A 13,911-nucleotide genomic window follows, 5' to 3' on the forward strand; every position below is an offset into this window, starting at 1 on the left:
TTGCCGCCGTAGCTCTCAGTGCCCGAGTCCGCGGGCCACGCATGCCTCCGCGACTCGGGCGACCGCGATGTCGGTGGCCGCGACCCGCAGACCGGTGCCGTCGTGTCGTGCCGCCTCGACGACGTACTGCCAGGCGCGGGTCATCCGGACGTCGAGACGGTCACGGACCTCGTCGGCGCCCCACCACAATCCCTGTTGGGCCTGTACCCATTCGAAGTAGGAGACCAGCACTCCGCCCGCGTTCGCGAGGATGTCCGGGACCACCAGCACTCCCGCATCGTCGAGAAGTTCGCCCGCCGCGGTGCTGATCGGTCCGTTGGCGCCCTCCACGACGACCGCTGCCCGGACCTGCCGGACGTTGCCCTCGTGGATCACGCGCTCGACCGATGCCGGGACCAGCAGGTCCACGTCGAGTTCGAGGACATCGTCGGGGTCGGGGAGTGGGTCGGCGTTCCGGTATCCGACGACGGTGCCGGTATCCGCGACATGGCGTCGCAGGTCGGTGATGTCGAGGCCGCCACGGTTGAAAACCGCCCCGAACCGGTCGGCGACGGCGACCACCGAGTGCCCGCGCTCTTGCAGCAGACTCGCAGTCCAGGCTCCGACGTTGCCGAAGCCGTGCACCGCCGCACGCACATGGTCGCCGCTCACGCCCGCGTGACGTAGCGCCAAACTCGCGACGTGCACGACCCCATGAGCCGTCGCTGACGTGCGTCCCTGCGAACCGCCGAGTGCCAGTGGCTTGCCCGTCACCACACCAGGGACCGCGCGGCCGGCGGTGGTGGAGAAGGCGTCCATGATCCAGGCCATCGTCCGCTCGTCGGTGCCCACGTCGGGGGCCGGAATGTCGGTATCGGGACCGATGATCGGTCCGATGCCACTGACAAAGTTTCGGGTCACCCGTTCGAGTTCGGCGACACTGCTGGTGGCGGGGTCGACGGTCACCCCACCCTTGGCGCCGCCGTAGGGAATGTCGAGCAGCGCGCATTTCCACGTCATCCACATCGCGAGTGCCCGCACCTCGTCCAGGTCCACCAGCGGGCTGAATCGGATGCCACCCTTGCCGGGGCCGCGGGCCAGGTTGTGTTGCACGCGGTATCCGGTGAGCATCTCGACGCGGCCGTCGTCGCGCACCAGGGGAACGGCGACGGTCATCTCGCGTCGCGGATGCTGCAGCACCGAGCGTAACCCGGGCTCCAGCGCCAGCCGGTCAGCGGACGCCCGATACTGCGACAATGCGTCCTCGTAGGGTCCGGCGGTTCTCTCGACCGAGTCGAGGAGTGTCACCGCGCACCCGCGGTGTGCGAGTCGGCGACCTCGAGTGCCGTGTCCAGGATCGCGAGTCCCTCGGCCACCTCGTCAGGGGTGATGATGCATGGCGGAACAATGTGCAGACGATGGTACTGGTTGAACACCAGCAGCCCGTTCTCCTTTGCCGCACCCAGGGTTTCGCCGATCGCAGCGCTGGTGCCGCCGTACGGGGCAAGCGGTTCTTTGGTCTCTCGGTCACGCACCAGGTCCAGCGCCCAGAACACGCCGAGTCCGCGGACGTCGCCGACGCTCGGGTGTTTGGCGGCGAGTGCACGCAGACCGGGGCCGAGCACATCGCGGCCGATGGCGGCGGCGTTCTCGACGATGCCCTCTTCTCGCATCGTCTCGATGGTCGCCACGGCCGCCGCACATGCCAGCGGGTGTCCGGAATAGGTCAGACCGCCCTGGTAGACACGTTCGTCGAAGGTAGCGGCGATGCGCTCACCCACGATCACGCCGCCGAGCGGGACGTATCCCGAGTTCACGCCCTTGGCGAACGTGATCAGGTCGGGGGTGACGTCGTAGTGGTCGACCGCCAGCCATGCGCCCGTGCGCCCGAACCCGGCCATCACCTCGTCGCAAATCATGACGATGCCGTAACGATCGCAGATCTCACGCACACCGGGCAGATATCCGGGCGGCGGCGGCATGATGCCCGAGGTACCGGGAATCGTCTCGATCAGGATCGCCGCGAACGCCTCGGGTCCCTCGAAGCGGATCAGCGAATCGAGATGCTCGAGCGCCCGCTCGCACTCCTGTTCCTCTGTCTCCGAGTGGAATTCGGACCGGTAGAGGAACGGGGCGTGGAAGTGGACCGCACCGGCGCTGCCGTAGTCATTGACCCACCGGCGATGATCGCCGGAGAAGTTGATGGTCTCGGCGGTGGCGCCGTGATATGACCGGAAGGCCGACAACACCTTGTAGCGACCGGTGTGCAGGCGTGCCATGCGCACCGCGTGCTCGTTGGCGTCGGCTCCGCCGTTGGTGAAGAAGACCTTGTCCATTCCGTCCGGTGCAACCTCGGCCACGAGTCGGGCTGCCTCCGCACGTGCACTGTTGGCGTGTGCGGGTGCGATGGTGCACAGTTTGGCGGCCTGCTCCTGGATCGCAGCGATCACCCGCGGATGCTGGTGGCCGATATTGGTGAACACCAGCTGGGAGGTGAAGTCGAGGTAGCTGCGGCCTTCGCCATCCCACAGCCGGCTTCCCTCGGATCGTTCGATCACCATCGGACGCAACGATTTCTGCGCCGACCAGGAATGGAAGACGTGTGCACGATCGGTGTCGTAGGTCAGTTGTGCGGTGGAGATGACAGGCGCGGCCACGGGCCCTCCTCGATAGTCGAACGGATACCACTCCATGCTGGTTCGCCAGGGTCGGACTCACCAGAGCCAGTGACCCACCCGGATCGGGGGGCCAGCAACACTGTTACAACTGGCACCATCGAGACCCTGCCTCGGTGGCACTTCCGGGCCGGCCAGTTCCGGGCCACGATAAGAGCCATGAGTGAACACACCTCTCGCACTGACAGTCCGAATATGCCGGCTCCGAACGCGATGGCGGCATCGCCGAAAGTGTCGGTGGCCGAGCCCCATACGCCCGTAGCAGTGGTGACCGGCGCGAGCAGCGGTATCGGCGCTGCCACCGTCCGCCACCTCACGAAGCTGGGGTACCACGTCGTGATGGGTGCACGCCGACTCGATCGTCTCGAGGCACTCGCCGACGAGACGGGCGCGGTCGCGCATCGACTGGATGTGACCGACAAGGCCTCGGTCGACGCGTTCTGCGCGGCGATCCCTCGCTGCGACGTTCTCGTGAACAATGCCGGTGGTGCTGTGGGTACCGAGTCGATCGAGACCGCGGATGAGGCCGACTGGTTGGCGATGTACGACGTGAATGTCCTCGGCGTACTGCGGGTGACCCAGGGCTTGCTGCCCCGCCTGCGTGAGAGTGGAAACGCCACCGTGGTGTGCATCGGGTCGATCGCCGCTCGCGAACCGTACCTCGGTGGCGGTGGGTACAACGCCGCCAAGCACGCGGTCGGAGCGCTCAACCGGGTCCTGCGTCTCGAGTTGCTCGGCGAACCGATCCGGGTGTGTCAGATCGACCCGGGACTCGTCGAGACGGAGTTCTCGGTGGTTCGTTTCCGCGGCGACCAGGACCGCGCCAGCGCCGTGTATGACGGCATCGATCCGTTGACTGCCGACGACATCGCCGAGTGCGTCACCTGGATCGTGTCCCGCCCCGCCCACGTCAACATTGATTCGATGCTGGTGCTCACCCGCGACCAGACCTCGGCGCAGCGGGTGCATCGGCGGACTGCCTGACACGGTCCCCGACCACCGCCTCGCGTTCACCGCCAACGAAGTCGGCGGGCGCGGGGCGGCTCCATGATGTATGCCACATCCAGGCTTCTGGAACCATCGACATAGCAAAGGCGTGCAATACTTCGGGTGCCAGATAGTCATCCGGGAGGTATGCCATGTCCGCCAACTCCGGGGCGGGACCCATCTATCGTCGAGTCCGCGTGCTGCTGGAGGAACGCTTGGCGGCGGGTTTGTACGACGGTGGCCGGCCCCTCCCGTCGACGCGATACCTCGCCCAGGAACTCGGGGTCTCGCGCAACACCGTGACCGCCGCGTATGACGAACTGATTGCGCTCGGGGTCATCGAGAGCAGGCCACGCAGTGGTCTCTATGCGGCTGACACCCTGTCGACGCGCGCCGCGGCGCCGACCGTCGCCGCCCCACCGGCACCGGCGTCGTCCGACGTGGACTGGGGAAAGCTGTTGCGGGTGCGGCAGTCGCCGGAATTGACCCGCACCCTGGGTCATCCCGATGCCTTCGACTACCCGTACCCGTTCATCAGCTCGCAGCCGGAGCTTCGGTCGTTCCCGGTGCGGGCCTGGATGCGTGCGATGAACGATGCCATGAGTGGACCCAATCTGCGGTTCAGCATCCGAGACGCGGTCGACGAGAACGATCCGCTCCTGGTGGAAGCGCTGTGCAGCGAGATCCTCCCGTCCCGAGGCATCTCGGCGACGCCTGATCAGATTCTCATCACCAGTGGAGCGCAGCAGGGTCTTTCGCTGGTGACCGACGTGCTACTCGGGCCCGACAAGGTGATCGGCGTGGAGAACCCCGGGTATCTCGACGCCATGCACATCTTCGCGCGGTCCGGGGCGACCCTGCTGCCCATCCCCGTCGACTCCCGCGGTGCCGCGATCGACAAGGTCGGCCACTTCGACGCGGTGTACCTGACGCCGTCACACCACCACCCCACGAATGTCACGCTCAGTCTTCCGCGACGCAAACTACTGCTGCAGTTGCTGGGTCAGCGTAATGGCTTCGCCATCGAGGATGACTACGACAGCGAGTTCCGATTCCGTGGCCGACCCACGCCATCGCTGAAGTCACTCGACGCCAACGGGCGGGTGATCTACCTGGGTTCATTCTCCAAGTTCTTGTCCGCCGGGCTGCGCATCGGTTTCGTCGTCGCAGACCCGGCGGTGATCGAGGCGCTCCGAGCCGAGCGTCATCACCGGACGAAGCACCTGCCCGGGCAGATCCAGCGGGCTCTCGGACTGTTCATCCAGTCCGGCGAGTACCACAAGGTGCTGCGAGCTCAGCGCCGTCGGCTCAAGCAGAACTGGACGACCATCACCGCAGCCACCAGTCGGCATCTGCCGTCCGACGGACTCGAGGCGTTTCCGCCGGGTGGGATGTGTATCTGGTATCGGGGCCCGGGATGGCTCGACGCCGAGGAGGTGGCCCGACGCGCACGCGAGAGGGGCATCCTGGTAGCCGACGGGGCGCGCTATTTCATGCCCGGGACCGAGCAGCAAAACTTCCTTCGACTCGGATTCGGCTCCATCCGGCATGACGCCATCGAGCCGGGAATTGAGCTCTTGGGGAAGCTGATCACTGAATTGCACCCATCCGTCACCATTGCCTGAAGCGAGACCGGGGACACGGCGGATCGAGCCACGTTCGTGACCGACAGTGAGCTACGAACCACCGGTGTCAGTGGTCGGCGTCACGTCGGGAGCACGCGAAGCGGGCAGAAAGCCCACCCAGCCGTGAATTGTTAACGGCAGGAATCCTAACGAATTACACCATGTGACAACTGGATCGACGATTGCGCGATTTCCTGGTCCTTGTCGGTGGCAGCGCTGTCGACGACGATTGATTCGAATCAATTTCCACGACAACGGGAGACGCGCGGCATGGCATGGTATCTGGCTAGGAGAATAGGGACGGCGGTGATGGTGATCGTCGCGCTCTCGCTCATCGCGTTCGGGATGGTGCGTCTGATACCCGGTGATCCCGCGATGGTGTACCTCAACGTCAGCGACCCGGATCCCGCTGCCCTGGCGCAGATCCGGTCGCAACTCGGTCTCGACCGCCCGTGGATCACCCAGTACTGGGACTGGATTCAAGGCATCCTCACCGGCGACTTCGGCTCCTCGCTGACACGGCCCTACCAGATCGGTGATCAGCTCGGGGATCGGTTGCCGGTGAGTCTCCAGCTCGCGGTGTCGGCGATGATCGTTGCCGTCGCGATCGGCGTTCCGGCGGGCGTGGTTTCCGCGGTGCGGTCAGGTCGCGCGGCAGACACGGCGATCCGAGCAGGACCATTTGTGCTGCTGGCGATCCCGGCGTTTGTGATCGGCACCATCGTGATCCTGGTGAACTCGATGACGCTGAAGCTTCCCCTGGTCGGATACGTGCCGTTGAGCGAAGGCCTCCTGCGCTCGACCGCGTCGATGCTGGTACCGATCCTCGTGTTGTCCCTGTCGATGGCGGCGATACTGGCCCGCTACACCCGCAATACGGTCATCGATACCCTCGCGCAGGATTACGTGCGGACCGCCCGCGCGAAGGGCGCGTCGAGCTCCCGTATTGTGCTCCGGCACGCGCTGCGCAACGGACTGATCCCCGTCGTGACGATCGTCGGTGTCCAACTCGGCGCACTGATCGGCGGCACGATCGTGGTCGAGAACGTCTTCGCGATCCCGGGGATGGGCAGCATGCTCGTCGAGGCCATCAATTCGACCGACTACCCGGTCATCCAGACCTGCGTGCTGGTGCTCGGCGCCATCTACGTGGCCATCAACCTCGCGGTCGACCTGCTCTACCCGCTGATCGACCCTCGGATAAGGGCTGTGAACTGACATGACTGTTCTGACCACAACACGATCGTTCGTACTGAACCCATTGCGCGACAGAAGGTTGTACCTCCGTCGTCCTACCGCGCTCGGCTGGGGCGTCGGCCTGCTCGCCGCGATCGCCGTGGCGGCGGTCTTCGTCCCGATCCTGAGCCCGTACGCCGTCACCGAGATCGGTGACACCCCCTTCGGGGGCGTCAGCGCCGAACACTGGCTCGGTACCGACAACCTCGGCCGTGACAACTTGACCAGGCTCGCCTCGGCGGCGCAGGTGGCCCTGCTCGTATCGTTCTTCGCCACCACCATTGCCGCCGTCGTGGGATCTGCGATCGGTATCGCCGCCGGCTACCTCGGCGGTATGGTCGACAACCTGGCGATGCGTTTGGTGGACATCCTGCTCGCCATCCCGGCGGTGCTGCTGGCGCTGCTGGCCGGTGCGGTCTTCGGCCACGGCATGGTGCCGCTGATCCTGGCGCTCGCCCTCATCGCTGCGCCCGGTTTCGCACGGTTGATGAGAGCGCCGATCATGTCTCTCAAGGAGCGCGACTTCGTGGTGGCCGCCGAGGTCGCCGGCGTGCGACGTCCGCAGATCGCGGTGCGCCACCTGCTCCCCAACGCGCTGACCCCCCTGTTCGTCCAGTTCGCGTCCACGGCCTCGCTGGTCGTACTCCTCGAGTCCACGCTCAGCTTCCTCGGCCAGGGCATCGTGCCGCCAGACCCCAGTGCCGGCCGGATGATCTCGGACTCCATTCGGTTCATGGAGCGTGACCCGATGCTGATCCTGCTACCGTCCGCGCTCATCGTGTTGCTCACCATCGCCTGGAATCTGATCGCCGACGGGCTCCAGAACAAGTTCTCTCCCCAGGGCGGTGCCCTGCGCATCGCGGTCGGGCCCGTGCGGGCACTGGTCCGACGCGCCGACACCGGCGCCGATCCTGCCCTCAGCCTGAACCCCGAAACCAGCAAGGAGTCGACCCGATGATCGGTAGCCGACGATGGAAGGCGACGGTCGTCGCCCTGACCGCAACCGTCGCGGTCGGACTGAGCGGGTGCGCCGCCGACTCGGGCCGGCCGCTGCCCGCCGCGACCCCGGTGAGTGGCGGGGTGCTCGAGTACGGCACGGACGTGCAACCGACGGCCGGGGGTCTCGATCCCTACGTCGGGGGTTCGTTTGCGGCGCAGAATATTCTGGTCCAGGTCTACGAGTCGCTGCTGACCCGTGGCGACGATGGCAACTACCAGCCCGGTCTCGCCGAGGCGTGGAAGCAGACCGGTGAGCTGACCTACCGGTTCACTCTCCGCGACAATGCGCGCTTCAGCGACGGATCGCCGGTCACCGCAGACGACGTCGTCTTCTCCTACGAGCAGATGCGCGGGCCGACCGCGTCGCAACACACCCTGCTCACCGCCCTGAAAGACGTTGTCGCGGTTGGCCGGCGCGATGTCGAGTTCCGGCTCGCCTCGACGAGCGGAACATTCCTCAATCTGATTTCGGATCGCGGTGCGGGTGTGATCGTGTCCAAGGCGTGGTACCAGTCGACCCCTCCAGAGGTGCGACAACGCTCCACGATGGGATCGGGTCCGTTCAAGCTGACCAACTGGCAGGACCAGGTGATGATCTCGTTGGCCCGCAATCCTTACTACTGGGATGCTCCGCGACCGTATCTGGACGGGATCAACTTCCGGATCATCCCGGACGCCCAGGCCCGACTCGCCATGCTGCGTCAGGGGACCGTCGATGCCATCTGGTTGGCCGACCCGCAACTCGGCGAGCAGGCCGAAAGCGAAGGCTTTCAGATGGGGGAGAATGCCGAAACGCGCGGACTCTCGATCATGGTCGACGCCACCACTGGTCCGATGGCCAACCGTCTCGTTCGCCAGGCCGTCTCGAAGGCGCTGGATCGCGACCAGATCGCGAAACTTGCCACCTACGGGTACGGGAAGAAGTCGCTGACGGTCCCGGTCGGTGCCCCCGACGCGGTTGCGCCCGATGCCGCCACGCCGAACTACACCTACGACCCGGACGGGGCGCGAGCCCTGCTCGCGCAGGCAGGGCTCCACCACGTGACGATCGGCCTCACCTATCCGGGGGATGCGTCGTTCTCCCAGGACACGCCCACCTACGAGGTGATGCAAGAACAGCTGGGCAGGGTCGGGATCACGCTCAACCTGCATCCCCTGCCGTGGGCCGACGTCATGCAGCGCATGATGGGCGGCACGTTCACCGACTTGCTGGCGCTGCCGATGCCGGTGACGGTGGACCCGGCGATGTCGTTCGCCTTCTTCCTCGCGCCGGGCATACCGAGCAACAAGACCGGGCCCGACGGCGCTGACGCGGCCAAGCTGTTCGGCCGCCTGATGGTCGTCGCCGATCCTCAGGCCCGCCGCGCAGCCCTCAGGGATCTGGAGAACGAGGTCGCCGAACAGGCGCTGGTCCTGGTCCCTTACGCAGTCCCACTCCGTCAGGAGCTCTGGTCGCGCCACCTCGCCGGCTACCGGCCCGACACCTATTCGTATCGCTACCGCCTCGCCGACAGCTGGATGGAATCATGACTGCAGCAACCGAAGTACAGACCCTGCGCGACAAAGACGACCAGGCCGATCCAATCGCGCCCTGCCTGGCCGTGTCCGGCCTGGACGTCGCCTACGGTGCGGGCACGCCTGTCGTGTCCGACTTCTCCCTGACCGTCGCTCCGGGCGAAACCGTGGGCCTGATCGGCGAATCCGGGTGTGGAAAGTCCAGCGTCGGACTGGCGCTGCTCGGCCTCCTGCCGGAGGCGGCGCGTGTCAGCGCCCGTGCCCTCCACATCGCCGGCCACGACGTGCTCGGGGCCACCGATCGTGACTTCCAGGGTCTGCGCGGCCAGGAGATCGGCATGATCTTCCAGGAGCCGATGTCGGCGCTGAACCCGTGTATGCGGATCGGCGCGCAGATCGCCGAGGTCATGCGAGTCCATGGACTGGCGGACAAGAAGTCGGCAAAGGCCCGGGCGCTGGAGCTCCTGCAGTTGGTGCAGGTCCCCGAACCCGAGTTGAGGATGCGCCAGTTCCCGCACCAGCTCTCCGGCGGCATGCGCCAGCGCATCGTGATCGCGATGGCTCTCGCCGCACGCCCACGGGTTCTGGTCGCCGACGAGCCGACCACCGCACTCGATGTGACGGTGCAGGCTCAGATCTTGCGTCTGCTGGCCGACATCCAGCGGGATTCGGGAGCCGGGATGGTGCTGATCTCACATGATCTTGGAGTCATCGCCGAAAACTGTGATCGCGTGGTGGTGATGTATGCCGGCCAGATCATCGAAGAAGGCACCCCGGACGAGGTGCTGTCCGCTCCGGCCCATCCGTACACAGCGGGTCTGCTGGCGAGTATTCCCACGCTCGCCGGAGATCCGAGCACCGAATTGTCCACGATCCCCGGCGGCATCAGCGCAGAGGACCGGGCTCGGCCAGGATGTCGGTTCGAGCCGAGGTGCGCGCTGGCCGGTCCGGAGTGCGCGCAGACCCTATCGTTGCGCGACGTGACCGAGCGGCATCGGGTGCGATGCGTGAAATCTCCTACGCAGGCCGCGTAGGCCACCGGACGACCAGTGAGGATATGAGATGAACGGAAAATCCGGCGGCAACAATCGCCACGATTACCTGCTGAGCTTCGAGGGGGTGCGGCAGGACTTTACTGCACGCGGTGGTAATGCCGTTCGTGCGCTCGATGACGTGACCCTCAACATCGTGCGCGGCGAGACGTTGGGAATCGTGGGTGAATCAGGTTGCGGGAAAAGCACTCTTGCCCGGGCGGCGATGCTGCTGCGCAAACCGACGGGCGGGCGGATCATCTTCGATGACACGGTTGTCAGCGACCTGAGCGGTGCGGCCCTGCGAAAGCGGCGGATGCGGATGCAGATGGTGTTCCAGGATCCGAACGACTCTCTCGACCCCCGGTATCGCATCGAACGCTCGATTTGCGAACCACTGATCGCCGGTGGCCGTTCGCGTGCCGAGGCGCGCGGCGACGCACGGTCGGCGCTCATTTCCGCGGGCCTCGACCCCGAGGTGGCCCGCCGCTACCCGCACGAGTTCTCCGGTGGTCAGCGGCAACGAATCGCGATCGCCCGCGCCATTGCCGCGCACCCGGAGTTCATCGTGCTCGATGAACCCACCTCAGCGCTGGACGTGTCCATCCAGGCTCAGATCCTCAACCTCCTCGCCCGCCTGCAGCGGGAGGAGAACCTCACGTACATGTTCATCTCACACAATCTCGGGGTCGTACGTCACCTGGCCACCCGAGTCGCGGTGATGTACCTCGGCCGGGTCGTCGAGGTGGGTACGACCGCCGAGGTGTTCGGCAATCCGCAGCACCCGTACACGAAGGCACTGCTGTCGGCGGTGCCGGATCCCGCGCGTACGGTCGGGGAGCCGATCGTCCTCGAAGGCGATCTGCCCAGCCCGCGTCAGCGACACAGCGGGTGCGCGTTCGCGAGTCGGTGTTGGCTGGCCACCGACAAATGCCGCACCACCAAGCCGATGCTTGACGACCACACCGACTCCCAGGGCCGGCACCTGTCGGCGTGCCACCACGCCCCGCGTGTCTCCGAAGATCTCGCGCCGGCACTTGCCGGCTGAGCCACGAGCCGAGCACCACGAAATCAAGAACAGGAAGGCGCACCGACAATGACTTCAGAACCCACCATCATCTACCCCGCCGCCACAGTCCGGACAATGGATCCGGCGCGACCCGTGGCTCAGGCTGTTGCGGTGCGTGGCAACCGGATTCGTGCGGTCGGCGCCGTGGCAGAACTGCAGAGCTACCCGAACACGGTCGTCGACGACCGCTACGTCGACCGCGTGCTCGTGCCCGGCTTCATCGAGGCGCACAGCCACAGCTTCGGCGGTCTGATGTGGGATCTCACCTATGTCGGACGCTTCGAACGAACCTCCCCGGACGGACGGCATTGGCCGGGCTGCGAGTCGGTCGAGGACATTCTCGAACGACTCCGCGACATCGAGCGCACCATGCCTTGCGATGGCTCGCCACTGCTGGCATGGGGACTCGACCCCATCTACTACCCCGGTCGCGAGGTGACCGCCACCGAACTCGACACCGTGTCCACGAGCCGACCGGTGATCGTCTCACACGCGAGCGGCCATCTGTCGGTGGTGAACTCGGCCGCGATGGCCGCATCCGGCATCGACTCCGACACGGATGTGATCGGCGTCGACAAGCATGCCGACGGCACCCCTACCGGCGTACTCCGCGAACCCGCCGCCATGTCACTGGTAAAGGGGGCAGTGTTCGACCTGGCCTCGGGCGTCTCCGCGGCCGGCTTGGCGAACTTCGCTTCCGACGCCGTGAATCACGGAGTCACGACCCTCACCGAGCTGGGCTCGGCCTGGGTGTACAGCGACGACGCACTCGCGCAGCTGCAATCCATCGTGACTGATTCCTTCCCGATCCGGCTGTCTGCCTTCGGGTTCGGCGGCGTACCGGGACACGGCGCACCGTCCGACGCCGCTGACCGGGTTGCTGCGATCCGCGACCGGAGCACCGATCGGCTGCGGCTCGGACACGTGAAGCTGATCCTCGACGGCTCGATCCAGGGATTCACCGCCCGGCTGCAGGACCCCGGCTATTACGGCGACGAACCGAACGGCATCTGGGTGACCGATCCAGCCGCCTTCGAGACGACGTTCGCGGAGTTCCACCGTGCCGGACTGACGATCCACGTCCACTGCAACGGCGACCAGGCGACCCAGGTGTTCATCGAGGTCCTCGAACGTACCCTCGCCCGGTACCCACGCTGGGATCACCGGCACACCGTCACCCATTCCCAGCTCACCACGGCAGCGCAGTACCGACGCCTCGCGGCGCTCGGCGCGTGCGCGAACATCTTCGCCAACCACGTGTGGACCTGGGGAGATCAGCACCTCGACATCTCGTTGGGCCCTGATCGGGCGTCCCGGATGAATGCCGCCGCCACCGCACTGCGCAGCGGCGTGCCGATCTCGCTGCACAGCGACACCCCGGTCACACCGCTCGGCCCGCTGAAGACCATCCAGCACGCCGTCACGCGCCTGACCCCGTCGGGCCGGGTGATGGGTGAGCACGAACGAATCACGGTGGAGCAGGCACTTCATGCGGTCACCCTGGGTGGTGCGTACATGCTCAAGTTGGATCATGAGGTCGGCTCGCTCGAGGCCGGCAAGCTCGCCGATCTCGCCGTGCTCGACGCCGATCCGATGGACGTGCCCGCGACCGAGATCGGTGAGATCGGAGTCCTCGGCACCGTGGTCGGAGGCAGCCACTACTCAGCCGCGGCGGCGACGGTCGCGGTCGGCTGAGATGTCCGCCACGGTGACGGTGCTCGGGGGCTATCTCGGCACCGGGAAGACCACCCTTCTCAACGGTCTGTTGCGGTCTGCGAACGGTCTGCGCATTGCGGTGGTGGTCAACGATTTCGGTTCCGTCAACGTCGACGCGGAGCTGATCCGTGCGGTGACCGACGACTGCATCGAACTGTCCAACGGCTGCATCTGCTGCAGCCTGGCCGACGGTGCGACCGCTGTGATGACCCGGCTGGCCGACCGCACCGACCTCGATCACGTCGTCGTCGAACTCAGCGGCGTCGCGATGCCGTCGTCGATGACCAGTTGGGGAACCTTTCCTGGACTGAGCCCCGGCCCCACCGTGGTGTGCGTCGACCCCGGCACCGTGGCGACTCGTCTGCGCGACCCGTATGTCGGTGACGTCGTCGCCACACAATTGCGCTCGGCGCAGCTGCTGGCGATCACCCACGCCGATGTCTGCGACGACGGCGTCCTTTCCACGGCCGACCGGCTGTGTGACGACAACGCGCCCGCGACGCCTCGGCTGCGGGTGGCTGCCGGATCGATATCGGTCGACGAACTGATCACCGCTGCCGCCCCAGTGGACTCCGCCGGGACGGATTCGACTGCGACGGAGGCGCCGACACCCCACCGAAGCATCACCCTCACCACGCGTCACACCGTTGACCGTGCCGCGCTGTCGGGTGCCCTCGCCGAGTCGACCGGCAGCCTGGTCCGGGCCAAAGGATTCATCCGCACCCCGGATGCGCCTGACCGCAGAACCGTGGTGCAGTACGTGCGGCCCGAGCTCCGGTTCGCCGACGGCACCGCCACCGTGTCCGACGAGTCGGTGTTGGTCCTGATCGCGACCGGTCCCAGCTCGGACCCGGACCCCTGGCCGGTCGCTCTGACCGATCTGTTCTCGTGACCTCGGGAGCCTGACGGCCACCACACGTCGGGCGGACTCATGGGAGAACAGTCGAGGCCCGCATGTGGCGAGCCGGCACCGAGGGATTCCAAGCACTGGAATCCCTCGGAACCTTTCGTTGGTGAGCTACCAATCAATGTGCCCACGGAATTGGCGGAGGATTGGGTAAGCGGCGGTTGACGCGACA

Annotated in this window: 11 protein-coding genes; 9 read left to right on the top strand and 2 right to left on the bottom strand. The window is 66.3% G+C overall.

Annotated elements, in window-relative coordinates; genetic code table 11:
- Positions 1–15 precede the first annotated feature (15 nt).
- Both ACVT6V_RS11375 and ACVT6V_RS11380 read right to left on the bottom strand, forming a co-directional pair.
- Positions 16–1,287, bottom strand: a complete 1,272-nt coding sequence (locus ACVT6V_RS11375; RefSeq protein ID WP_489899842.1) for a Glu/Leu/Phe/Val family dehydrogenase — start codon at positions 1,285–1,287, stop codon at positions 16–18.
- Positions 1,284–2,672 (bottom strand): aspartate aminotransferase family protein, encoded by a 1,389-nt coding sequence (locus ACVT6V_RS11380; RefSeq protein ID WP_489899843.1) that lies wholly within the window; start codon positions 2,670–2,672, stop codon positions 1,284–1,286. Before ACVT6V_RS11380 ends, ACVT6V_RS11375 begins: the two co-directional genes overlap by 4 nt.
- A gap of 177 nt (positions 2,673–2,849) precedes the next feature.
- On the opposite strand from ACVT6V_RS11380, the gene ACVT6V_RS11385 reads away from it, so the two are divergent.
- The 9 genes from ACVT6V_RS11385 to ACVT6V_RS11425 all read left to right on the top strand — a co-directional run bounded on the left by ACVT6V_RS11385 (position 2,850) and on the right by ACVT6V_RS11425 (position 13,724).
- Positions 2,850–3,638, top strand: coding sequence for an SDR family NAD(P)-dependent oxidoreductase (locus ACVT6V_RS11385; RefSeq protein WP_489899844.1), 789 nt, complete (start codon positions 2,850–2,852; stop codon positions 3,636–3,638).
- Positions 3,639–3,793: 155 nt separating this feature from the next.
- Positions 3,794–5,266, top strand: a complete 1,473-nt coding sequence (gene pdxR / locus ACVT6V_RS11390) for a MocR-like pyridoxine biosynthesis transcription factor PdxR (protein ID WP_489899845.1) — start codon at positions 3,794–3,796, stop codon at positions 5,264–5,266.
- A gap of 270 nt (positions 5,267–5,536) precedes the next feature.
- Positions 5,537–6,484, top strand: coding sequence for an ABC transporter permease (locus ACVT6V_RS11395; RefSeq protein WP_489899846.1), 948 nt, complete (start codon positions 5,537–5,539; stop codon positions 6,482–6,484).
- A 1-nt stretch (position 6,485) separates the two neighbouring features.
- Complete coding sequence (locus tag ACVT6V_RS11400) at positions 6,486–7,460, top strand: ABC transporter permease (RefSeq protein ID WP_489899847.1); 975 nt, start codon at positions 6,486–6,488, stop codon at positions 7,458–7,460.
- A complete protein-coding gene (locus ACVT6V_RS11405) occupies positions 7,457–9,031 on the top strand; it encodes an ABC transporter substrate-binding protein (protein ID WP_489899848.1) in 1,575 nt (524 codons plus the stop codon). Before ACVT6V_RS11400 ends, ACVT6V_RS11405 begins: the two co-directional genes overlap by 4 nt.
- Positions 9,028–10,050, top strand: a complete 1,023-nt coding sequence (locus ACVT6V_RS11410; RefSeq protein WP_489899850.1) for an ABC transporter ATP-binding protein — start codon at positions 9,028–9,030, stop codon at positions 10,048–10,050. Before ACVT6V_RS11405 ends, ACVT6V_RS11410 begins: the two co-directional genes overlap by 4 nt.
- A 28-nt stretch (positions 10,051–10,078) precedes the next feature.
- Positions 10,079–11,095: an ABC transporter ATP-binding protein gene (locus tag ACVT6V_RS11415; protein ID WP_489899851.1), complete on the top strand. Its 1,017-nt coding sequence runs from the start codon at positions 10,079–10,081 to the stop codon at positions 11,093–11,095.
- A gap of 48 nt (positions 11,096–11,143) precedes the next feature.
- On the top strand, positions 11,144–12,811 hold the full coding sequence (locus ACVT6V_RS11420) for an amidohydrolase (protein ID WP_489899852.1): 1,668 nt from the start codon (positions 11,144–11,146) through the stop codon (positions 12,809–12,811).
- Position 12,812: 1 nt separating this feature from the next.
- Positions 12,813–13,724, top strand: coding sequence for a CobW family GTP-binding protein (locus tag ACVT6V_RS11425; protein WP_489899853.1), 912 nt, complete (start codon positions 12,813–12,815; stop codon positions 13,722–13,724).
- The last annotated feature ends 187 nt before the right edge of the window (positions 13,725–13,911 follow it).

It is taken from the genome of Gordonia sp. LMA167 (genome assembly GCF_058130025.1).

Excerpts from the sequence above, each read along its gene's own strand:
- ACVT6V_RS11380 (WP_489899843.1), bottom strand. The coding sequence starts at position 2,672 with ATGGAGTGGTATCCGTTCGACTATCGAGGAGGGCCCGTGGCCGCGCCT.
- ACVT6V_RS11410 (WP_489899850.1), top strand. The coding sequence starts at position 9,028 with ATGACTGCAGCAACCGAAGTACAGACCCTGCGCGACAAAGACGACCAG.
- ACVT6V_RS11405 (WP_489899848.1), top strand. The coding sequence starts at position 7,457 with ATGATCGGTAGCCGACGATGGAAGGCGACGGTCGTCGCCCTGACCGCA.
- ACVT6V_RS11415 (WP_489899851.1), top strand. The coding sequence starts at position 10,079 with ATGAACGGAAAATCCGGCGGCAACAATCGCCACGATTACCTGCTGAGC.
- ACVT6V_RS11395 (WP_489899846.1), top strand. The coding sequence starts at position 5,537 with ATGGCATGGTATCTGGCTAGGAGAATAGGGACGGCGGTGATGGTGATC.
- ACVT6V_RS11385 (WP_489899844.1), top strand. The coding sequence starts at position 2,850 with ATGCCGGCTCCGAACGCGATGGCGGCATCGCCGAAAGTGTCGGTGGCC.
- pdxR (WP_489899845.1), top strand. The coding sequence starts at position 3,794 with ATGTCCGCCAACTCCGGGGCGGGACCCATCTATCGTCGAGTCCGCGTG.
- ACVT6V_RS11400 (WP_489899847.1), top strand. The coding sequence starts at position 6,486 with ATGACTGTTCTGACCACAACACGATCGTTCGTACTGAACCCATTGCGC.
- ACVT6V_RS11425 (WP_489899853.1), top strand. The coding sequence starts at position 12,813 with ATGTCCGCCACGGTGACGGTGCTCGGGGGCTATCTCGGCACCGGGAAG.
- ACVT6V_RS11420 (WP_489899852.1), top strand. The coding sequence starts at position 11,144 with ATGACTTCAGAACCCACCATCATCTACCCCGCCGCCACAGTCCGGACA.